Annotated in this window: 16 protein-coding genes, 1 tRNA gene and 1 pseudogene; 1 reads left to right on the plus strand and 17 read right to left on the minus strand. The window is 46.7% G+C overall.

Translation table 11 applies throughout. The features are described 5' to 3' along the window. Positions 1-40 precede the first annotated feature (40 nt). The 9 genes from HMPREF9140_RS07265 to HMPREF9140_RS07305 all read right to left on the minus strand — a co-directional run bounded on the left by HMPREF9140_RS07265 (position 41) and on the right by HMPREF9140_RS07305 (position 11,107). Positions 41-1,510, minus strand: coding sequence for a TolB family protein (locus tag HMPREF9140_RS07265; RefSeq protein WP_006952992.1), 1,470 nt, complete (start codon positions 1,508-1,510; stop codon positions 41-43). Positions 1,511-1,512: 2 nt separating this feature from the next. Beyond that, positions 1,513-3,303, minus strand: coding sequence for a DUF6057 family protein (locus HMPREF9140_RS07270; RefSeq protein WP_006952993.1), 1,791 nt, complete (start codon positions 3,301-3,303; stop codon positions 1,513-1,515). Positions 3,304-3,968: 665 nt separating this feature from the next. Then, complete coding sequence (gene nqrF / locus HMPREF9140_RS07275) at positions 3,969-5,237, minus strand: NADH:ubiquinone reductase (Na(+)-transporting) subunit F (protein WP_006952994.1); 1,269 nt, start codon at positions 5,235-5,237, stop codon at positions 3,969-3,971. Positions 5,238-5,243: 6 nt separating this feature from the next. Then, complete coding sequence (gene nqrE, locus HMPREF9140_RS07280; protein WP_006952995.1) at positions 5,244-5,870, minus strand: NADH:ubiquinone reductase (Na(+)-transporting) subunit E; 627 nt, start codon at positions 5,868-5,870, stop codon at positions 5,244-5,246. Positions 5,871-5,873: 3 nt separating this feature from the next. After that, positions 5,874-6,503, minus strand: coding sequence for an NADH:ubiquinone reductase (Na(+)-transporting) subunit D (locus HMPREF9140_RS07285; protein ID WP_006952996.1), 630 nt, complete (start codon positions 6,501-6,503; stop codon positions 5,874-5,876). A 12-nt stretch (positions 6,504-6,515) separates the two neighbouring features. Next, entirely contained in the window at positions 6,516-7,229 is a 714-nt protein-coding gene (nqrC, locus tag HMPREF9140_RS07290) for an NADH:ubiquinone reductase (Na(+)-transporting) subunit C (RefSeq protein ID WP_006952997.1), read from the minus strand. Between the two features lie 18 nt (positions 7,230-7,247). Then, positions 7,248-8,402, minus strand: a complete 1,155-nt coding sequence (locus HMPREF9140_RS07295; RefSeq protein WP_018572108.1) for an NADH:ubiquinone reductase (Na(+)-transporting) subunit B — start codon at positions 8,400-8,402, stop codon at positions 7,248-7,250. Positions 8,403-8,441: 39 nt separating this feature from the next. Then, positions 8,442-9,797 carry a Na(+)-translocating NADH-quinone reductase subunit A gene (locus tag HMPREF9140_RS07300; protein WP_006952999.1) on the minus strand — a complete coding sequence of 452 codons (1,356 nt, stop codon included), beginning with the start codon at positions 9,795-9,797 and terminating at the stop codon, positions 8,442-8,444. 452 nt (positions 9,798-10,249) lie between these two features. Further along, positions 10,250-11,107 (minus strand): DUF6261 family protein, encoded by an 858-nt coding sequence (locus tag HMPREF9140_RS07305; protein WP_006953000.1) that lies wholly within the window; start codon positions 11,105-11,107, stop codon positions 10,250-10,252. Positions 11,108-12,004: 897 nt separating this feature from the next. Between HMPREF9140_RS07305 and HMPREF9140_RS07310 the strand changes: the two genes are divergently transcribed. After that, positions 12,005-12,667 (plus strand): sugar transferase, encoded by a 663-nt coding sequence (locus HMPREF9140_RS07310; RefSeq protein ID WP_006953001.1) that lies wholly within the window; start codon positions 12,005-12,007, stop codon positions 12,665-12,667. A gap of 220 nt (positions 12,668-12,887) precedes the next feature. On the opposite strand, the gene HMPREF9140_RS07315 is transcribed toward HMPREF9140_RS07310, so the two are convergent. The 8 genes and pseudogenes from HMPREF9140_RS07315 to rpoC form a co-directional block, all read right to left on the minus strand. After that, on the minus strand, positions 12,888-13,289 hold the full coding sequence (locus tag HMPREF9140_RS07315; protein WP_018572110.1) for a GtrA family protein: 402 nt from the start codon (positions 13,287-13,289) through the stop codon (positions 12,888-12,890). Beyond that, a complete protein-coding gene (locus HMPREF9140_RS07320; RefSeq protein ID WP_006953003.1) occupies positions 13,258-13,851 on the minus strand; it encodes an HAD family hydrolase in 594 nt (197 codons plus the stop codon). Before HMPREF9140_RS07320 ends, HMPREF9140_RS07315 begins: the two co-directional genes overlap by 32 nt. Before the next feature lie 3 nt (positions 13,852-13,854). Further along, positions 13,855-14,733 carry a UbiA prenyltransferase family protein gene (locus HMPREF9140_RS07325; RefSeq protein WP_006953004.1) on the minus strand — a complete coding sequence of 293 codons (879 nt, stop codon included), beginning with the start codon at positions 14,731-14,733 and terminating at the stop codon, positions 13,855-13,857. Further along, complete coding sequence (locus tag HMPREF9140_RS07330) at positions 14,730-15,734, minus strand: acyltransferase family protein (RefSeq protein ID WP_006953006.1); 1,005 nt, start codon at positions 15,732-15,734, stop codon at positions 14,730-14,732. Before HMPREF9140_RS07330 ends, HMPREF9140_RS07325 begins: the two co-directional genes overlap by 4 nt. Then, entirely contained in the window at positions 15,731-16,822 is a 1,092-nt protein-coding gene (locus HMPREF9140_RS07335) for an acyltransferase family protein (protein ID WP_006953008.1), read from the minus strand. Before HMPREF9140_RS07335 ends, HMPREF9140_RS07330 begins: the two co-directional genes overlap by 4 nt. Further along, a complete protein-coding gene (locus tag HMPREF9140_RS07340; RefSeq protein ID WP_006953009.1) occupies positions 16,815-18,638 on the minus strand; it encodes a phosphoethanolamine transferase in 1,824 nt (607 codons plus the stop codon). Before HMPREF9140_RS07340 ends, HMPREF9140_RS07335 begins: the two co-directional genes overlap by 8 nt. A gap of 331 nt (positions 18,639-18,969) precedes the next feature. Then, a tRNA-Pro gene (locus tag HMPREF9140_RS07345) sits at positions 18,970-19,044 on the minus strand. A 185-nt stretch (positions 19,045-19,229) separates the two neighbouring features. After that, positions 19,230-23,601: pseudogene (gene rpoC, locus HMPREF9140_RS07350) on the minus strand (DNA-directed RNA polymerase subunit beta'). Positions 23,602-23,617 lie beyond the last annotated feature (16 nt).

Genomic DNA, 23,617 nt, shown 5'->3' on the forward strand with positions numbered 1-23,617 from the left:
AGGGAATAGTCGTCTTTAGATCTAATGACCTATTTAGGGTTTATCTTATTTTGGTTTCTATTCTTTCCGGCGAAACGATAGCACGAACGAAATCACGCGACTTCAGGTTGAAAGGATGAGAAGTGAAGTCGGGAGTGTTGAACGAAAATAAAGAGCGGTCGTAGAACTCCCATGGATTCTTTTGTGGCAGAAGAAACGGCTTTGACATCGTACCGTCAGAATTCACGTGTGTTAGATATAGTCGAGTGTAATATCCGTCGATACGGCGCGAGGTGAACACAAGCCATCGCGAATTGGAACTCCAGTTGTGGAAACTATCGGCAGCCCGACTGTTTATTTCGGTGAGCGGGCGAGCCTTACCGGTACGGATATCGAAAAGCCATTGGTCGGCTTCATTATGCCAGATTGGGAAAACGCCATAATCGGCCATAGTGAAGATTATAAATCGGCCATCGTAGGATGGTCGTGGATGGGTGGCACTCTTTCCCATAAGGCGGGCGTTGAAAATGGTGTCGGGCTGACCGATAGTTCTGCCTGTCCGAGCATCGAAGCCCACTTTGCATAGGTTATAGCGAATACGCTTATAGTTCGCCGGAATATCCCATGCGACCGACGCAACAAAATAGAGCGTCCGACCATCAGGCGAAAAAACGGGATAATTCTCATAGTTCTCAGGTGTCATAACCGATGGATTGAGAACAATTTCGTTGGTTGTGGGATTGAGTATTAGAATATCTGACGCCTGATCGAATACCTCGATTCGTTCTGACCTTACGGCGTGAAAACTCTGGTGAGTTTTGTTGGTTGAATAGGCTATGAATCTGCCCGACGGATGCCAATACGGATAAACCAGCGACCCTTTCAGCGAGTCGTTTTTCGCATTGAGGATTTTGAAACCATCGCGACCGCCGATTATTGTACCACCGTTGCTCCCTCTCACATGGAAAGTGAAGTTGTCGGGGTTGGTTCGATTAGGAGTATGACAATTCATACATGCACCGGGCACAGAAGTATTTTCGATTATAGCCTGCTGACGAAAGGTGGCCAGCTCACGTTGATAAAGGCCCATCTTGCCGTAGACTTCATATCCCGGAGCAACAAGCCGATAGGTTAATCCCCACTCGCCTATTGGATCGGCCGACACATTCACGTCAAAACTCTTGTAGCGTGTCCATTCTCCGTTTTGCTTCACGTTGACAGTGAAGATTATCTTACCACCTTTGTTAAGGTTGGTTAGTTCGTGCCACTGGTCGATATCGAAGTCGGCATAATCGCCCTCCGCCTCGATACTTCCGCCTTTCGAGCCACGAGCCTCCACGAAGATAGATTCCGATGGGCCGTCGTAGTTGAAGTTGAGCGGTGCTATCCCGGCCGGGATAGTAACACCGACATAATCGGGGAATATTTTCGGTATACTGTTGTCTTGTCGAACATTTTGCGGCGCGTGCGAACAGCCTGCCAGCAAGAGTGGCAAAGCAAGAGTTATGATGTGTTTTACGAGTGTTTTCATTCTTAATAAATCTCCTTCATTTCCTGTTTAGTTGTTTTCCCGGGAGACCCCAGTAGCACGTATCGCCACACGTTAGTTGAGAGCGGCGGCGAGTTGAGTTCGGCCGATTGCTTATTTGTCATGTAGACCGAAAGAAACGCACGCGTGCTCTGAACGTTCTGCAGATCCACAGAATAGGGCAGACCGTCCAAACTACCATGGCGCTGAATCCATAGACCAATAAGAATCTGCTGGGTGGAATTTGGAATATGGTCGAACTTGAGATATTTCCCTAGCGGATAGTACTTCATGAACTTTCTCAAATCGCGCTGTAGAAGTTCATAGGCTATGAGATAGTCGTAGGCCATCCGATTGTTATATTTCCGGTTGTCAACCAGCAGCAAGCCCAGCATTTGGTCCATCTCACGGTCACTGAAAAGATAGTCGGTTTTCTTTATCCGCAAATCGCGCAGCCGGCCATATTCCGCATCCCTATTCACAGCTTTGTCGTTTCCTATGAAGCGCATCTGCTGGTCGGCCCACTTCGCATAGAACAGCGATTTTTGGAGCATACGGAGATATTTCGCAGCTACGGCATAATTTCCGTTAACGATGTTGCACTGTGCCAGTCGACGCATTATTCGTCCACTTCTCCGCCGGTTCGGGATAGCCTCCTGCGCCTCGAAGGCGTAGCGTTCCGATTCGTTAATCATTCCCAGTCTGTAGAACACCTCGCTGGTTGGCAGCGGCGAGGTCATATCGCGAGTGAACGTTGGAAACAATCCCTCAGCGCCGTTTTGGAAGAACTCAAACATCCGGTCGCCCAACTGTCCGTTCATCGCCAGCGCCAAGTTCACGCAACTAACACTCAGCGGGGTGGTGGGCTGATGAGCTTCGGCCTTACGGATAATCTTATTCCACTGATTTGTTCGCACTAGATAATCATATTCAATCTGGTCGTATTTCAATCTGTCGAAACTGACTCGAACGCCCACCGCACCGATAAGAACAATAACGAACAGAAGCGCAGGCATGACTATCTTCGGCCTGACAACACGTGTTGGCAACCACATCCCAATCGCCGGAATAACAGCAAATGCAGCCATCACGACAAACTGCATTATGGGAATCTCGACCGGATAGCGGAAATAGTTCACTCCACAAAACAACTGATATTTCGGATAGGGCAACCACAACGAGCATACGTATATAATAATAAAGGTGTAAACCGCCATCGCCCCCGCAATCCACACACCCCTCCGTTTCCCCACAGAGAACAGAACGGCAAACAGAACCATGCACCACACACTTGCTCCGAACAGCCAATAGAATGCCGGCAAGCCAATCGCTGTAAAAATCACAGTCGGCAAGCCCTCGCCGCCCATCTTAAGATAGAACAACATGAACGTCAGTGCTGCTACAAGCGATACGCCAAAGGATAGCATCACATTCTCGTTTCCCATATAGGCCCAAAGTACAAACGCTGGCACAAAGGTTATCGACTGCCAAACTTCGTCCGCCCCCACCCTTTTGAATATCGCTACCGTGAGCTCTCGCATCATAAAAAAAACTGTGCCGAGCAACACTGCACCCACCACGTAGGCATAGTTGAACTGCGTCACGAATTCGGCTATATAATCGGCCATGCCGCCCGGCACGCTCATACGTTCGACAAAATAATCAGTGGTGAAAAGAAAAAGCTGATATTGTTCCTGAAAACTAAGGGTACACACATAGGGCACAGCCCAAAACACAGCCACTGCAAGGGCGAAAAGCAATGACAGGAATGGAGATTTACTAAAGATTATTTTCATTTGATTTTTTGCGTTATTTCCGTGACGGATATTCCTTTCCGGTGGTTGCAAATGTACTAAAAACTCCCCGCGCTTAGCCTCTCATCGATCTTGACACCTCTTCAGCAATATGTGAGTTCGGTCTAAGAATTCGCTTAATCTTCGGAGGCATTATGAATGATAGATATGGGTGCTAACTCGGGCGGAATGCCCGCCTGTAGGGACAGACCTCGTGTCTGTCCGACGCCCATCCAACAGGACGAGATAAACCCAAATCGGTCATTAGATATTTTGCAAGCAAGGTGTTACAAATAAACACTCCTTGTCAAGGGCATTAAACACTCTTCATCAAGGGTGTAGTATACTCTTCATCAAAGGTGTAGTACACTCTTCATCAAAGGTGTAGTACACCTTTAGGCAAAGGTATAGTACACTCTTATACAATGGTGTTACACTCGCTTTATTAACCCCAAATTGGTCATTAGATCTAAAGATTACTATTCCCTCTGATCTTCTAATGACCAATTGGTGATAAATATTCGGCTCGAACATGTCCGAGAAATATTATACGGTAGGTAGACCGATTTGGCTTAGATATCAGTTCAAAGCTTCACACTTAAGAGTATATGAAAAAACGAGGATGCACCCTTGATGGATACATCCTCGTACATCACATAAAGAACATGTTAGCCGAAATTATCGTAAAGTATGGCGTCCTGGTCAACCCCGAGACTGTCGAGATAGTCTGTCACGGTTTTAATTAACATAGGCGGACCGCAGAGATAGTATTCGCAGTCTTCGGGCGCCTCGTGATCTTTCAGATACGTATCGCGGATACAGTTCACTGCAAATCCTGCGTAATATTTCACTCCAGCCTCATCGGCTTTCGGGTCGGGCCTGTCGAGCGATAGGTGGAAATGGAAATTGGGATATTCTTTTTCGAGTTCCCAGAAATCTTCCAGAAAGAATGCTTCACTGAGCGCCCGGGCACCATAGAAGAAGTGCATCTCGCGATCGCGCGTGTTGAGGGTTTTGAGCATGTGCATTATTTGACTTCGCAGCGGAGCCATACCGGCACCTCCACCTATCCATATCATTTCTTTCCCGGAGGTGAAGTTGGGGTGAAAGTCACCATAAGGGCCACTCATCATCACTTTATCGCCAGGTTTGAGACTGAAAATGTAGGACGAACCTATACCCGTCGGTACATTCTGGAATCCCACTTGCGGACGTGGAAGGAATGGTGTGGATGCAATTCGAACCGTGAGTGTGATTATATCGCCTTCTGCCGGATAATTGGCCATGGAGTACGCTCGTACGGTTTCTTCGGGGTTATGGGCTTTAAGCGAGAAGAGGTTGAAGTGCTTCCAGGTTTCGATATATTCGGGACCAATGTCGTCCTTATTAAAATCCTTGTCGTAGTCAATGCAATCATAAGCGGGGATTTTTATCTGCGCATACGAACCCGGCACAAAGTCCATGTGCTCGCCTGGCGGTAGAGCCACCTTGTATTCTTTGATGAAACTTGAAACGTTTTTGTTTGAAATCACAGTGCATTCCCATTCCTTGATTCCCATAATTGATTCGGGAACTTTTACGGCCATGTCGCCTCTCACCTTGCATTGGCAACTTAGTCGCCAATGGTTTTTAATTTCTTTTCGAGTGAAGTGCGGGCGTTCAGAGTCGAGAATTTCTCCTCCTCCTTCGATAATTTGCAGTCTGCATTGTCCGCAACTTCCCTTTCCTCCACATGCCGAGGGTATGAATATTCCTTGCTGGCCCAGAGTTGACAGCACGGAGCTGCCTTGCTCTACGCTTAGTGTTTTATCGCCGTTGATAGTTATGTTTACGTTTCCGCTCGGACTAAGATATTTCTTGGCTACAAGCAGCAAAATAACCAAGATGAGAATTACAAGCAGAAATACGCAAATACTAGTTGTTATGAATTGTCCCATTTCTCGTTAGATATTAAGTCCCGAAAAGCACATCATTGCCATTGCCATCAGTCCTACGGTGATGAATGTTATTCCGAGTCCTTGCAGCGGTTTCGGCACGTCTGAATATTCCATTTTCTCGCGTATGGCTCCCATTGCAACAATTGCCAGCGTCCATCCTATTCCAGAGAATAGACCGTAAACCAACGCGTCTAACGCAGAGCCAATATATTGTGTACTCGACGGGTCGAGTTCTATACGCTGTTGCATGAACAACGACGCACCCATGATGGCACAGTTCACAGCTATGAGGGGTAAAAATATTCCCAGAGCACCATATAGAGCAGGTGAGAACTTCTCGACGGCCATCTCGACAATCTGTACAATGCCGGCAATTACGGCGATGAAGAGAATAAAACTTAAATAGGATAGGTCTATGCCTTCAACCAAACAGTCGGGGCCCAGCAGTTTGGTAAGCAACAGATAGTTCACCGGAGTTGTCACGAGCAAAACGAATGTAACGGCAGCTCCCAAACCTAAAGATGTTTTCACGTTCTTCGAAACGGCCAGGAAAGAGCACATTCCGAGGAAGAATGCGAATATCATGTTGTCCACAAAGATGGACCTAAACGCTAAGCTTATCAGATGTTCCATAGTTTACTCCTTGTTTTCTTTATAGAAATATGCACGATGAACCCATATCACGCAGCCCACAATGATGAGTGCCATTGCCGGCATTGACATCATTCCGTTGTCGAGATAGCCCGCGTCGTAGAAACTTTGCGGAATAATCTTGAATCCGAGCAATGAGCCGCGTCCTAGAAGTTCGCGCACTGCTCCAACGATAACCAGAATAAGCGCATAGCCGAGCCCGTTGCCGATACCGTCCAGGAAACTAGGCCACGGTTTGTTGGTCATTGCGAATGCTTCGAGGCGTCCCATGAGAATGCAGTTTGTGATTATCAATCCGACATAAACCGAGAGTTGCACGCTAACATCATAGGCCACGGCTTTTAGCACCTGGCTCACAATAGTCACCAGAGCTGCAACAACAACAAGTTGCACGATTATCCTTATTCGGTTCGGAATTGTGTTTCTGATTATGGAGATAATCACGTTTGCGAACGCCGTAATTATGGTGACGGCCAATCCCATCACTATTGCCGGCTTCAGCTGTGAAGTCACGGCCAGAGCTGAGCATATCCCGAGTACCTGAACCAATATCGGATTGTCCAGGTTGAGTGGATTGCAGAGCACTTCTCTATTTTGTTTTGAGAATAAATTCATATCGTAAGATTCTTATTTGCTTGTGAGGAATTTCACATAAGGTTGCAGGCCTCCTTTTTCGGCTTGGAACATTTCGGTAACGCCATTGCTTGTCAGCGTGGCACCGGTCACAGCATCAACCTGAGTGTTGTTGTCGGTGATTTTTTTGAGTACAGACAGGGATATTTTCTGTCTCTCGTTTCCTGCAAACAAATGCTTGCCTTTGAACTTAGCTTGCCAACTTGCGTTATCCTTAATCTCGGCTCCTAGTCCAGCGGTTTCACTTTCATGATTAAAGTAGATTCCGAAAACGGTGGTTTTATCGCCATTTATGGCTATGAAACAGTTTATCGGCCCCCAGAGTCCGTTGCCATAAATCGGAATCACATATTTCGTTTCGCCGTCTACCTTGCATCTGAATAGTGCAAGCCTACCTTCCTTAGCGTCTTTGCTATTGAGTTTGAATCCGGCTTCGGTGCCTCCTTGTTTCCCGGCCTCAACCAGTTTTCCGTCAGCATCTATGATATCGTCGGCTATTATCATTTCTTTCCACAGTTCGCGAGCCTTCTGGTCGGTCATGTCTCTGTCCTGATTGAGGGCAAAGAGTATCTGCTTTTGTTGGTCGAGCTGAACGTTGGCATCCTGCGCAGGCTTCAGAGCCTGGAACACAAAGGCCAACATAAACGCCACTATGAGCACGAGGACGATTGAATATATGATGGTGTAGGAATTGCTATTTGTTTTCATTTCCTTAATCTCCCTCTTTTATTCTTTTACGCGTTTTGCACGCTTGTTGATATTTGATTGAACAACATAGTAGTCGATGAGCGGAGCAAACATGTTGCCGAAAAGTATTGCAAGCATCATTCCCTCGGGATAACCCGGATTCATAACTCTGATGATAACTGCAAGCGCACCCACAAAGAGTCCGAATATCCATTTACCGGTCTCGGTACGAGCCGACGTAACCGGGTCTGTTGCCATGAACACGGCGCCAAAACAAAATCCGCCCAAGATGAGATGTTCGAACCAAGGAATTGGTGTTGAGCCCAGCGATTGAAACAGGAAGGCCGTTGCCCCACCGCCAACAAAAACGCTAAGCATCGTTTTCCAGCTTGCAATGTTCGTCCACAAAAGAATTACTGCGCCGATGGCTATGGCTATAACCGATGTTTCGCCAACCGAACCGGGAATCAAACCGATTGCTATGTCTGAAATCGATGCATTGACGTGCCCACCTTGTGCAATTTCGCCCAACGGCGTGGCCATGGTGTGACTGTCGGGAAGAGCATACCCCAATCCGAAGATGCTCCCGTCGGCAACCCAGATGGTGTCGCCCGTCATTTTACTAGGATATGCAAAGAACAGAAACGCGCGTGCAATAAGTGCTACGTTGAAGATGTTCATTCCTGTTCCACCGAAAATTTCTTTTGCGAATATCACGGAAAAGGCTATGGCCAGTGCGAGCGTCCAAAGCGGAATCGTCACCGGAACAATCAACGGAATAAGTATACCGGAAACAAGATAACCCTCCTGAATTTCTTCGCCCTTCCATTGCGCCCAGATAAATTCTATTCCGAGGCCCACGATGTAGGACACCAATATGTTCGGAAGCAACGCAAGCAATCCGTAGACAAACATACCCCAGAACGTTGCATCGCCGATATGACCAGCGGATAAGGCGTTTTGATAGCCTATGTTATACATTCCAAAAAGCATCGCCGGCAAAAGCGAAATGACAACGATACTCATTATGCGCTTCGAGTCGATAGCGTCGTGAATAGAGGCTCCGTTCTTCGACGTGTCGCGAGGCACGTAAAGAAAAGTTTCCATTCCATCGTAGACGCTCTTCAAGGCATGAAGTTTCCCGCCTTTTTCGAAATTAGGACGAATCTTGTCTAGATAATTTCTTAAGCTCATATTTCTTTCATTAATAGGATTCTCTGAAAACACGTGTGGTTAGGCGTTTTCTTTTCTAAGTGTATCTAGTCCTTCTCTAACAATTTTCTGCAACGGAAGTTTCGAGCTGTCAACAAACTCTGCCAAAGCGAAATCTTCAGGACTAACTTCATAGATTCCCAGCTCTTCCTGCCGTTCGATGTTGCCCGATATGATGGCTTTGATGAGATATTCGCCATAGATGTCCATCGGAAGAACGCGGTCGTATTCGCCGCTCATAATCATATGCCGCTTGCCGCCTTTTATACGGGCATCGAGAACATATTCTTTGCCCGGCATAAGCCAACTGAAATAGCTTTTCGACGTAGACAGAGTTTTGAAGCGTGGCATAATCCAGCCAACAAACTCGTTCACGTCGTCGCCCTCCGGAATTGCTGTAATTTCGGATGTGTGAGCACCAAGTCCGGCGTTGCCCGTCACTACTCTTCCCGTGAGCGGATTACCGTTGATTATACGCACATTTCGTTCGGCTTTCACGTTGTCCTTGAGGATGGTTTCCACGGGTATCCCGATGAGTGCGTCGACATAACCCGTACGTTTCATTTCACTTCCGGCGATTGCAACGAGTCGGCGAAGGTCGACCTGACCAGTATTGAACAACCTGCCAAAGATGATAACCGAACTTGGGTCGACCGTCCAAACAACTTCACCTTTGTTCACGGGCGATATATGATTGATTTGAACACCCACATTGCCTGCCGGACAAGGTCCGTTGAACTCGTATATCTCAACGTCTTTCATCTCGCTCAGCACCGAACCACTCTGCACGGAGCCTATGCCGAGGTACACTTTTGCAATCTTCGAAAGGGCTGTAAGACCGGTTTGGAAATCCTTCATGCGCGATTCGTCGCCCACTTCAAACAGAAAATCGCCTTGCAGCGGCATATCTCTCAAAGCCGAAACGAAAATCGCCTTTGGTTCAGTGTCGGGGCGTGTCGAAACGGCATAAGGCAATTGGTTTATATAGCCAAACAGTCCGCTTTTCAATAAATGGTTCTTCACTTCGTCGCCGCTGAGTGCGCCAACATCTTTTATCCCGAAATCAACATATTCTTGCCGCGCATCGGCCTTAATTTTCAGATAGAGAATCTTCCTGCGTTCGCCTCGCACAATGGCTTCCACGGTTCCGCTCACCGGCGAAGCGAAGCCCACCTCAGAGCAATGCTTGTCCACAAACAGCACGCTGCCTGCCTTAACATGCTCGCCCTCGCGAACAACAACTTTTGGAGTAAGCCCTGGAAAATCATCGGGTGAAACAAGGAAAGCTTCCGACGAATCAAGTGGCAGAGATTCTTCTTTGGCTTTTCCGGCTAGGTTGATATTTAATCCCCTGCGCAGCTTTATAACATTTGCCATATTGTTTATAATTATTTCATCTCAATGTGCTTGCAAATGTACCTATAATAAGGTCTCAAAACAGAATTTACACTTCACATTTTTGACGCCTAAGCCTCTCCTGAACATTATGTTTCAACAGTTAGTGCAGACTTATTTTCGGCCGAATAAGAATTGGGCGGATTTGCGGGGGGCATAAATGCGAACAAACACAGGGCAAACGTTGGGGCGGACTGACACGGGGCAAACGTTGGGGGATGGATAAAAATGCGGACAGACACGGGGTCTGTCCCTACATATGCGGCCTATCGGCCGAATGGGAATTGTGGCGGATTTATCCGAGGGACACGAATGTAGGGACAGACCCCGTGTCTGTCCGTGTATGTATTAATATCACCCGTGTCTGTCCGATACCGATATTCCCATTCGGTCTTATCGTCCGAATGGGAATATCGATTTAAAACCGAGCTCATCTAGATTACCGGTTCCATCGGCGCATCGTTTTCGATTTGCAAATCCTCGGATTCGAGCTCTGTTTCGGGCGCCGACTCTTTCTCCTCAGCCGCCGATTCTTTCTCTTCAGCCCAGCGTTTTCGCTGTGCTATTATTTCTCTATGGGTGGTTCTTAAATCGAGTGCGGTGCGATTCATCCGATTTATGAGGGTTGTTATCAGATCCCGTTCGTCGTTAGTTCCCGCTACCAGATGGGCCGACTGGACACACACGCACACGTTGGCGAAGGCGCGGTCGGTTTGCGGACGAATTTCTTTCGAACCGGGCAGTTTATTCTCAATCTGTTCATTTCGTCGTGCTTTGCGTGCTGCTTCAAATTCGGTATTCACTTCGTAGAGTTTTTTCAGCACGGCGGTGAGCCCCACCTTTGCCACCTTATCGGGATATTTTTCGGCATCGACGCGCATACTGATAATGTGCAGCGTTTCGCCATCCGACGAATTGGTTTGTATTCTGCGATACGGGCCGAGAGCAACATCCAGTTCTTCGGCCGCATTCCGAACATCATCGAAGGGCGACAGTTTTTGCGCGCGTATCATACCGAAGATATGCCTAAGCAGTCTGTCGCGCTCCTTATCCTTTTTGCGCAACTCTGCTGTGTGGACAGACGTGTGGGATGTTTTTTCTATATCAACTTCGAGGTCGACATTAGTTGCCCAATCTTTTAGCAAATCGGCAGGGATTTTAAGTTTCTTCGGGCCGAATTCAGTCACGAGGTCATACTGTAGTTTATGGAATTGCGCGTGCAAAGCGTTGCTGAACCTGGCGCAGCCTCCCGTTTTGATTTTCATTGTGTGAATAGGATTGTTACTGCTCATTATTCTTTTGTTTTTAAAGTTTTCGTCTCTGTTGCCTGCCTTTTTTCTCCTCGCAACGACATTTGTTTGTGGATAAACGAGGGGCGGATTCCCGACAACAATCTTGTTTTGTGTGCAGACCGGAGCGGATTCCCGACAACGATTTTGTTTCGTGTGTAAAAGTAGTGTTTTGCCATTACAAAACCGTCGCCAAGACTTATAATTTATTTTTCATTCTGGCGACATCGTCGCCGAGACTTATAATTTATTTTTACTGCTAGCGACATCGTCGCCGAGACTTATAATTTATTTTTAGCTACGGCGACATCGTCGCCTTAACTTATATTTTATTTTATCTCCCAGCGACGATGTCGCCTTAACTTATATTTTATTTTAACTGCTGGCGACGATGTCGCCTTAATATATAATTTTTTTTAAGTGCTGGCGACATCGTCGCCTTAACATATAATTTATTTTAAGTGCTAGCGATATCGTCGCCTTAACATATATTTTATTTTAACCGTCGGCGACGATATCGCCAGAGGTTAGAATAAATTTTAAGTCGCGGCGACACAATCGCTTTGATATATAATAATATACTAATCAAAGCGACAGTATCGCTACGAGATAAATTAATTTATAACTGTCGGAGATGCAGTAGTCAAGAGAAAAAATAAATTATAAGTCTTAGCGACATCATCGCTGGGAGATAAAATAATTTATAACTGCAGGCGACAATATATTTAGGTTGGCAACACCCGTTCGCCCACCGCAAAAAAACAAGGATGGCCTTTTAGTCTGTTTTGGTTAACTTTGCAACAAATTATTCGCATCTTGCGAAGGTGCTTGAAGTGTTGCCCATAAAAAAATTGAGACTCGCAAGCAATAAATGTGAAGAAGCAACGTTTTAGAAGCATCATGAACATAATACATACCTTGGTAATTGACGGTTTGAGACATAACAGCGATTCTTATATTTTCGACGGAATGAGCGACATTGAACGCATCGTAAAGCGCTTTGTCGACTTCTTCATCGCCCTGTTTGCCATTGTTATTTTCTCACCGCTATTTCTAATCTGTTACATCGCCGTACGCCGCGAAGATGGCGGTCCAGCCATTTTCAAGCAAGAGCGAATCGGCCGCTTCGGCCGCCCTTTCTATATCTATAAATTCCGCAGCATGCGCATAGATGCCGAAAAGGACGGTCCGGCCCTCTATCAACACGAACGCGAAACACGCATGACTCAAATCGGCAAGTTCCTTCGGCAACATCACCTCGACGAACTGCCGCAACTCTGGAACGTAGTACGCGGCGACATGGCTTTCATCGGGCCCCGCCCCGAACGCAAGTTCTACATCGACCAAATCATGAAGCACGATTCGCGCTACACCTTTCTCTATCAAATTCGCCCCGGTGTTACGTCATACGCCACACTCTACAACGGCTACACCGACACGATGGAGAAAATGCTGCGCCGCCTCGAACTCGACCTTTACTATCTGGAGAACCGCTCGTGGCTCTTCGATGCAAAAATTTTGATTAAGACCTTTATTAATATCGTCTTCGGAAAGAAATTCTAACAGCGCCCCGTCGGCACTCACTACACACTCTCCGCACACACAATCTGGTCTATAACGATAAGCCCCCGGCACATTCGTTATAGACCAGATTATTTTTTGTGGGCGGTTAAGTGAGTTCGCAAGTGTAGGGACAGACCCCGTGTCTGTCCGAATGTATTAATATCCCCGTGTCCGCCCGAATCGCTCTTTCAATCAGCACAACCAAATATATTACGTTAGCTCAGTGTAATATACCGGTTAGGAAAAAGCGAACTAATATAAAGTTCGTTGGAACACAGATAGCGAAAACGGGGATAAGAGCGAAATGCTTCGGAATGCCGAGATGGAGAAACAGAGCGAGAAGCAGGGTTTGAAGAACATAATTTACTACGTGCGAAAGTACAAATCCGGCGCCACGCTTGGCAGTCGAACGAACCCGAAAAGTGAATCGGGTGCTGGCAATATAGTTGAAAACGAAGCTCACCGCATAAGCCACCGTGTTGGCCAAACTCGGAGCAAACCGAGGCAATATACTTACAAGAGCAAGATAAACACCATATTGCAAACCGGTGGCAAGGACGCCCACGATGATGAATCGAATAACTTGCGCTTTAGTGGCGGAAGGGCTTGTAGTGCTTTTCATCTGCATAACGGAGTAGGTGACTGTCGCCTTTACTATCGCCAAAAGCTATCAAACGATAAGAGCTTCGGGCGGGATAGAGTTTCTTTATCCTTTTTAGTTTCTCTCGACCGTAGCAGTTCTTGGTTAGGAACTTGCCGGTTAGCTTTCCGTTTCGCACATCGATTCGGGTACCCTCAATCCGGATATCGCCGCTTAAGTCGTGAAAGAACGGCTTAACCCAGTTTTCGATACTGGCCGTGATGACAACAACCTTGCTTCCCTCACCTATGGCTCGTTCTATCGTTTGCAAGCCCTTGGGACGTAACAAATTTTGATTCTCGACAGCGAATCGACGGCACGTTTCGTCGAATTGGTCTATCGGCATGCCTCGAAACAATAGGGAAAAAAGTTGTTGCTTGGCTCGCCAGTTCGGGTAAAGGCGCAACTTCATCATAACGAGTAGTGGCAACATAAGCATTATGGCAAAAAAGGTTCGGGACGTGCCTTTGGCAAATCGGGCGAAAACTAGAAAGGTGTCACGTCGGGTTAAGGTTCCGTCGAAATCGAATGCGTAAATGGTCATGCTTCAGAGAATGTATATAATGAAAAGGTAGGACAAGCCGAATGCGAGAACGATAAGTTGAGTGAATCGGTCGCGAATGATAATCTTGGTGGGGTCGCCGCTTTTCTTGTCGACCACTGCGATTTGAATGTATCGCAACAAACCGAGCAGCACAAATATGCTTGTAAGATAAAGATGCTCGGTATTCAAATGGGCAATCACTTCGGGGCTGACAGTGTACATGATGTAGCACACGAGCGTAACACTGGCCGTTATGGTTATGGCCTGGTTGATGAAAGTGATATTGTAACGTATCGTGTTTTTTCTGGGCGGAAGACCGGTTTCGTTCATCCGTAGAACGTCATCGCGCCGCTTGGCAAACGAAAGGAACAGCATCAACAGAAAAGTCATCAGCACAATCCACTTACTGAGGGTTATGTCGGCTGCTGTTCCGCCGGCGAGTATTCGTAGTATGAATCCGAAAGCAATTATACACACGTCGATTATCGCATATTGCTTCAGCTTTAAGCAATAGGCAACATTCATGAACCAATAAGCCAACAATATTCCGGCCGTAGGAAGAGTCTCTGTGCCTAGCGGAACCAGCGCAAGCAAACCTAGAGAAAATAAACCGACAATAAGCGCAATAGCCTGGTGGATACTCACCCGCCCGGAGGCTATAGGTCGGCATTGCTTATCGGGATGTTTACGGTCGTCGTTGCGGTCGACAATATCGTTAAGACAATAAATCGACGACGAGATAAGACAAAAAGCGAGCATCGTTATGAAACTGTTGAGCATCGCATGCGAGTCGAGTATCGCCCGACCGAAAAACACGGGCAGGAAAATAACAAGATTCTTTATCCACTGTTGCGGACGGATGAGCAAGAACAGATTTTTCATTTGAAGATTTTATTTATCGCTTTGCCGAGTAGCCACGCAACGGGCAACGTCGCGGCTAGCGTGATTAGGAATGTGGGCCAGTAGCCGGCATGGAGACGTTCGATGTAGCGCATCACGAAATGATAGTGCAGCAGATAAATCTCCAGACTCAACGCACCGACAAATCGCAACGCCCAGTTGAACCAGCGGGGCGAACGTGGTAGAATCTTCCCGGCCAACAACGCAGCGGTAACGGTTAGCGGAATGTAGAGCATCCGTTCGAGAAAGAGGGGAAAAGTACCGTGCCTCGCTTGCTCTAAATATATTCCGACAGCGAGCGTACCGGCAAAAAGGAACAAGATTAGCCAAACGGATGAGCCAGCAAGCTGACGATTTTCTTTCACGGCCTGTCCAAGATTTATGCCGATGAAAAAGATTGGTAGCCGACTCCAGAAAATCTCCAAATGGCCCAATGCGTGATTCAGAGGTACAACATATTGCACGACAATGCACCACGCCATCATCGCCACGGGCAACCAACGATAAACAGGGTTACGCGAAATGAGTCGCATGTAGAACGGAGCAGCGACATAGAGTGCCATAATTGCAGGAACATACCAAAAGGTTAGCTCCGTTCGTAGCCAGAAGTTTATGTTCAGACCAATGTTGGCTATCAGGTTACCGATGCCGGTGCAGGCTCCACTGTGATCTACAATCTGGGGAAAGAAGTAATCGGGAATATAATAGAGGCTGGCTATGACTAACCATGTTGGATAGATTCGTTTGAATCGCCGACACAGGAAATCTTTTATTGACGGATTCTTAGTCCAGGCGAACCACAGGCCGATCCCGCTCAGGAAAAGGAATATGTCAACGCCAATGTTGCCCATCCGTCTGAGCCCGAAGAAGGCATCGTCACGTGGCAGTCCAACATGGAAAAGCATCACGAAAATGATTGCTGCTCCCATCAGTTCGCCGCGATAACGACTGATGCTGCCGAGTTCAAAACAGTTTATCTTCATTTTAGTTTGGGTGATGGTATTCGTTTCATGAGTTCTTTGAATAGCCACGCCAGGCACAGCGAGGTTACGATATAGAGCATAATACCGACAAAGAGCCTGCCGTCTTTCGAAATGCCGATAAATATTTTCCGGGTTATGGGGTGACACACAAACAACGCGGCAGATATGCCGCCCATCCACACAGCGACTCTCATGAATAGCGCGTTCAGCTTGTCGAGAATTGTAATATGATAGGGTTCCGAAAGGAGTTTCACCAGGCTTATTCCGGCCGAACAAACAAGCAGCGGCACAATGAACCACGTGTGGAAACTTCGACCGAGAAACCATATTCCAACAAGCGAAACCGCCAGCACGAGCAGGTGAAACCATCTTCCCACCGGTTTCATGTGTCGCGCATAGAGCAGTCCGGCACCAAAAGGCAGAATGCCGCCGACGAAATTATATCGCCATCTATTTAGAGCTTCACCCTCTGGATTGCACGTCATCTGAATTGCCGTGCACACAATGATAAGCACAACAGTCCAAGCCCAATGTCGGCGGAAAAGTAGAAGCCGATAGATGATGTAGAGTTGTAGCATTAGCCCGAAAAACCAGTAAGGACCTGGCCATATTATCGCATCCGGACGGGGGAGCAGGTTGTTCAGCAAGCCGAGTTGCGCAACAATGTCAATTACCTCATAGCGATGACTTCCGGATGTTATTGCGTCAATCATTGTGAAAGCCACGAAGCCAACAATCATCATGCGGAATAGTTTTTTCCAGTGATACGAAACGAAGCTCCACGGCCGAGGTGATGATTGGTTCGACTCGTACTTCTGTACTAGTCCGTAGGCCGAAAGGAACAGGAATATCGGCACACCGTAGTGCCCGAAGAATGAAATGATATGAAATGGTATCTGTTCGTTCCATCCGCCGCTCATCACCGAGTCGAGCCACTGAACGTTGTGCTCAAAGAACTGATACTCGTTTTCCTGTACCATTCCTGGCAGCCAATGACAATAATTGTGTAGGAATATTCCCATGATGGCTATTCCTCGTAAGGCAGCACACTCGGCGCTACTCAAAATGTTTCTCGATTCGTTATCCATGGCGCAATGCGTCGTAGTTGGTTGTGTTTTTGAGTTTGCGCTCGCGATGCTCGTTGTAGCGAGTACTAAGAATGTTATATTCGGCATGATAAGCTTTCGTCGCAACGCCTGCAAGATAGAGTAACATATGAGGTAGCGCATCGGTCATGAACCGCTTGTTACGCGATGCCACGATTTGCTTGAACAGGTCGGGATTCTGGCGAACATATTCCGGCGAACAATAAACCCAGAAAGGGATCTCGAATTCATAACGCGCTAAATCGTAGTTAATGCCTGCTGAATGATTCCGACAGATGAATCCGCGTCGGCCTTCATAGCATTCCTCGCCGTGGTCGGGCATATAGATAACTACGGCATTCTTATTTTCGAAGCGGCGTATAATTTGATCAACAATTGAGTCGTTGTAGAGCACGGCATTGTCATATTCGGCCAGCGTTGCTCTCCGTTCGGCGTTCAACTCGGGACGACGTTCTTTATAATCCTCGGCCTTGAAGTGCTGCCTATTTTTAGGATAACGTTGATGATAAGCAACGTGCTGCCCCATAAGATGGAATATGATGAGGTTTCGAGCCTTATTTTCTTTCTCTAATTTGTTATCATAGTCGTCAATCAGACCGCGGTCGAACCGATGCAACCGGTCATTTCGTGTGTCGAACATCGCGGCCGACAGTTCGGGATTATTTAAAAAGAACCCTCCGCTGAAATCATAAACCGCTTCTCTGGCCTTCGGCAAGAACTGGTTTGTTACGAAGCTCACATGATAGCCGGCTTTTCTGAACAACGCCGGGAAAAGCGGATAGTCGCACCACTCACCTTTCTGTCCCACAACATGCAGCGAAAACACATTCTTGAAAACAAAACTCGTGAGATTCCACGGCGAAACTACATCTCCGAACGGAACTAGCAATCCGGTCTTCTGCCGCTCCATCTGCCGCGGAGTCGTGGGCATGAAATAGCCATATTGCTGCGAATGATGCTTTCCGAAACTCTCGCCGATGATGAGCACTATATTCGGTGAACGGAATGAACAACTGTCAACACTCAAATCCCGATTAGCCTCTATGAGTAGGCCAATCTGCTGCGACGCCAACCTATTTGAAAATACACTGAAAGCAAGCCTATATACTGGCAGATAGAATTGTGCACAATCCTTGGTTGTAAGCTCATGCTCCACCTCACCAACGGTTTTCATCCTAAACATTTGCACCATCTCGCACTTATTGCCAACCGAATCGATGATACCCCAAACCAGAAATCCCAAAACAATGAAACCACCAATGGGTGCACTCTGTTTCAAATAGTGGCACAGCAAGCGACAAACCAGCTTTTCTTTCAATGAGAACCATTTCACAAAGGGTAGTCTGAACGACAGTATCAAATGCACAAGAGCTATCAGCAGAATCACTCCCACGCCCGACCACAACAGCTCGGGCGCAAGATAAGTACTCAAAAACTCGCCGGCCTCTCTACTGTCTGTTTCACCCACCAGCAGAAGCATAGATGGATTGAGCGTAGAACGGAATTTCTCCCAGCAAAACACATCAGCTATACTCACGAGATATACCAACATACTTATAAGAATCCGAATATAACACCTCATCGCCCGAGGGAAAAGCATGATTACGGACGTCAATACATAAAGGTCTACAAATAGCTCGAGCCACAAACCCGGATAAACCTCCGAATCTGGCCGCGGTAACTCCAAAAACGAAACCGTAATTGCTGTAACATACATGAAGAAAAAGAACTGCGCATTGTCTTTCACCGGCCTAAATACCACTGCCAGCATTTCACAGGTTTTTCGTAGGAAATACATAGGTTGTTTTTTTATTTGAAGCAAAGTTAACCGAATTAGCCCTAACGCTTGCAGCAAAGCTCAAGAAACCCTCAAACCGCTCCACATCCTATCTCTACACTTTTCAAATCAAAAACGCATCCTCCCGTATAAGGTCTACCGTTCTTGCCGTAGATAAATCTGACCATTATATTGCATCGAGCTCGCATACTCAGAATACCATATTCTAGCCGGGAAGCACGTTAGTGAAATTAAAATTTCCGGTGTGGAGCAGAAAGCAAAGGCAAATCCTAAAGAAAATAGACAAAGAAAGGGGCCGATAATCAGCCCCTTTCTTTGTCTTTACAATTTGTCGGGATGACCAGACTCGAACTGGCGACCACTGGTCCCCCAGACCAGCATTCTAAACCTACTGAACTACATCCCGCAGACTTTAACGACGCAAAAGTAATCACTTCCTAAGGTCTGCACAAGCTTTCGAAAATGTTTTTAGACTGGAGCTCGCCTTAATTACTAGAGAAATCTGCAAAACGGTTCTAAGTCTTAGTCCATATTGACGATAGAATGAGAAAAAGAGAGCCCGTCGACTAATTCGACAGGCTCTCGCAGTGTTTATCTCTTCGCCTTGCGGCTTTGCGGTTCGGTTATATCGAGAATATTGCGACGGTTGATTTCCATGCGCATGTATTCGTCTTGAGACCCTACGATGATTTTTTGCCATTGACGTAAACCGGTTCCGGCTGGTACGAGATGACCGCAGATAACATTCTCCTTCATGCCTTCGAGATAGTCGGTCTTGCCGCGAATGGCTGCTTCGTTAAGTACCTTCGTTGTTTCTTGGAATGATGCGGCACTCATGAAACTCTTTGTTCCGAGGGCTGCACGGGTGATTCCTTGCAACATCTGGGTAGCTGTTGCCAAGACGGCGTCGCGTACTTGAACGGTACGGAGATCACGGCGCTTGAGACTAGAGTTTTCGTCGCGTAACTTGCGAACTGAGAGTATCTGACCTTTGTAACAATATTCTGAATCTCCTGGGTCGGTAACAACTTTCTTTCCCCAGATACGGTCGTTCTCAGCAGCAAAGTCGAGTTTGTCTACGAGTTCCTGCTCTAGGAAAGTAGTATCTCCCGGGTCGTCTATTCGAACCTTGCGCATCATTTGTCTAACGATGATTTCGAAGTGCTTATCATTGATTTTCACTCCTTGGAGTCGATAAACGTCCTGAACTTCGTTAACGATATACTCTTGTACGGCTGTAGGACCCTTAATCGATAGTATGTCAGCCGGGGTGATTATGCCATCGGAGAGTGGTGTTCCGGCACGCACTGCATCATGCTCCTGCACTAGGATTTGCTTCGATAGGCTGACTAGATACTTACGTTGTTCGCCAGTTTTGGAGGTTATCATTATCTCACGATTGCCTCGTTTGACTTTTCCCATGGTTACTTCACCATCGATTTCGGAAACTACTGCCGGATTCGATGGGTTACGTGCCTCAAAGAGTTCGGTTACACGCGGTAGACCTCCAGTAATATCACCTGCTCCACCAACCGAACGTGGGATTTTAACGAGCGTTGTTCCGGTTTTCACCTTTGTTCCGTCTTTAACAACTTGTTCGAGATGTCCTCCCACTGGCAGATTGTAAGTTCCGAGAATATCCTCAGCTGCGTATTGTCCATCGGCTCCTTTCTTGGCACCCGACTTCACGATATCAAGTGTCGGCACGTGATTTTTATCGCGTGCTTCAGTTATGATTCGCTCTGTGAGCCCGGTTGCCTCGTCGGTTTCAGCCTTATAGGTTGTTCCTTCAATGACATCGTGTAATCTGATTACACCTTCATATTCACTCACGATAACAGCATTGAACGGATCCCATTTACAAATGAGATCATCTTTCTTGACAGTATCGCCATTTTTGAAATAGAGTGAGCTACCGTATGGCACATTATCGGTGAGGAGCACAATACCTGTTTTGGGATCAATGAATCGAATATCTGCGAGTCGGCTCACAACCATCTGGCATTTCTTATTGTCCTCATCTACGAAAGGTACCGTGCGGAGTTCGTCGAACTCAATTCGAGCATCATTTTTCGAAACGATGGAAGCGTTGGAGGCAGCATTACCTGCAACACCTCCAGCGTGGAATGTTCGCAGCGTAAGCTGTGTTCCAGGTTCACCAATAGCTTGGGCTGCAATGACTCCTACAGCTTCACCAAGCTGAACCATACGGGCTGTTGCGAGATTTCGGCCGTAGCACTTCATACATACTCCTTTTTTGCTTTCGCAGGTGAGCACAGAGCGGATTTCGACCATCTCGAGCGGTGATTGTTCTATGGCTCTTGCTTTTTCTTCGGTTATTTCTTCGCCGGCGGCCACAATAAGCTCGCTAGTTGTGGGGTTCACAACGTCATGTACCGACACTCGACCGAGAATGCGTTCATAGAGTGTTGCAATGACTTCGTCACCGTTCTTGAGTGCTCGGCATTCAAGTCCACGTAGAGAACCGCAGTCTTCTTCGGTAATAATAACATCATGTGAAACGTCAACCAAACGTCTGGTAAGATATCCGGCATCAGCGGTTTTCATGGCCGTGTCGGCTAGTCCTTTTCTTGCACCGTGCGAAGATATAAAATATTCGAGCACCGACATTCCTTCCTTGAAATTCGAAATGATCGGGTTCTCGATGATTTGGGTTCCTTCGGCTCCTGCTTTCTGTGGCTTAGCCATGAGTCCGCGCATACCAGCAAGCTGGGCTATCTGGTCAGCTGATCCACGTGCTCCAGAATCGAGCATCATATAAACGGCATTGAATCCCTGGTCAGCTTCGGTCATATGTTTCATCACGTTCTGCTTCAGGTTATTGTTCACGTGTGTCCAAGCGTCAATAACCTGATTGTAGCGTTCCTTATCGGTTATGAAACCCATTTCATAGTTCTGGCGTACTTGGTCTACTTCCTCTTGTCCCTTTCCAACGATACTTTCTTTCTCTTCAGGTACGATGATATCACCGAGATTGAACGAAAGACCAGCAACATATGACATGTGATATCCCAGATTCTTTATACCGTCAAGGAACGTACATGCTCGCGCCATTCCGACAGCTTTGATTACATCGGCAATAAGTCCGCGCAGGGATTTCTTGGATATGATTCCATTGAAAAATCCGACTTCGATTGGAATAATCTGATTGACGATGACACGTCCGACAGATGTTTCTACTAATCGCTTCTGTATTTTGCCATCGATCAAGTCGTCGACCATCACTTTCACTTGTGCATGCAAGTCGCATCTTCCTTCATTGTTTGCAATGATAGCCTCTTCAGCTCCGTAAAAAAGTTAGGCCTTCGCCTTTTGCACCCGGGCGAATCTTTGTGATATAGTATAGACCAAGCACCATATCTTGCGAAGGTACAGTGATAGGTGCTCCATTTGCTGGATTGAGAATATTATGGCTTTGAAGCATGAGTACCTGTGCTTCAAGAACAGCCTCGTTGCTCAATGGCAGATGTACGGCCATCTGGTCACCGTCAAAGTCGGCATTGAACGCTGTACATGCCAATGGGTGTAGCTGAATGGCTTTACCCTCGATAAGTTTTGGCTGGAAAGCCTGTATACCCAAACGGTGAAGTGTCGGGGCACGGTTCAGAAGAACGGGATGCCCTTTCATAACGTTCTCAAGAATATCCCAAATCACCGGTTCACGGCGATCAACAATTTTCTTTGCACTCTTAACGGTTTTGACAATACCACGCTCAATAAGTTTACGGATTATAAACGGCTTGTAGAGCTCAGCAGCCATCAACTTAGGCAAACCGCACTCACCCATTTTTAGCTCCGGGCCAACGACAATAACCGAACGTGCGGAATAGTCAACACGCTTACCCAGAAGATTCTGACGGAAACGTCCTTGTTTACCTTTAAGTGAATCGGAGAGGGATTTCAGTGGACGATTGCTTTCACTCTTTACTGCCGATGACTTACGACTGTTGTCAATCAGAGAGTCGACGGCTTCCTGAAGCATACGCTTCTCATTTCTAAGAATTACCTCTGGAGCTTTAATCTCAATGAGCCTTTTCAAACGGTTATTACGAATGATAACACGACGATAGAGATCGTTGAGATCGGATGTAGCGAAGCGTCCACCATCCAGCGGTACAAGCGGGCGAAGTTCAGGCGGAGTAACTGGAACAATCTTCATAATCATCCACTCCGGACGATTAATCCCCTTGGCCTGACGTAGAGATTCCACTACCTGAAGACGCTTTAGAGCTTCGCTTTTACGTTGCTGACTGGAATCGGTTGTTGCACGGTCACGAAGTTCGCCTGCTAGACGGTCGAGATCTATGTTCAACAATAAGTCGTAAATTGCTTCTGCCCCCATCTTTGCGATGAACTTCTTTGGATCAGAATCGTCTAGAGTTTCATTTCCTTCGGGAACTTTATTGTATAAAATATCCAGATATTCATCTTCTGAAATGAGGTCGAACTTATGCGAACCGTTTAAGTCATCCTCACTATCAGTCTGTTTCATCCCCTCAACAACTCCCGGCTGAATAACTACATATTTTTCATAGTAGACAATGGAATCCAGCTTCTTTGTTGGAAGTCCTAACAGATAGCCTATCTTATTCGGTAAACTCCGGAAATACCAGATATGGGCAACCGGAACAACCAGTTCTATATGACCGGCGCGCTCGCGACGTACCTTTTTTTCGGTTACTTCAACTCCGCATCTGTCACAAACTATTCCTTTGTAACGAATACGTTTATACTTTCCACAAGCACACTCATAGTCCTTAGTGGGCCCGAATATACGTTCGCAAAAAAGACCGTCACGCTCGGGTTTATAAGTTCTGTAGTTAATTGTTTCCGGTTTGGTGACTTCACCATAAGAGTTTTCCAGAATCTCTTCTGGGGAGGCCAAGCCTATTGTAATCTTACTAAAATTACTCTTAACTTTATTTTCTTTCTTAAAAGCCATGTTTTACTTCTATTTT

The organism is Prevotella micans F0438 (assembly GCF_000243035.1).
Classification (GTDB): Bacteria; Bacteroidota; Bacteroidia; order Bacteroidales; family Bacteroidaceae; genus Prevotella; species Prevotella micans.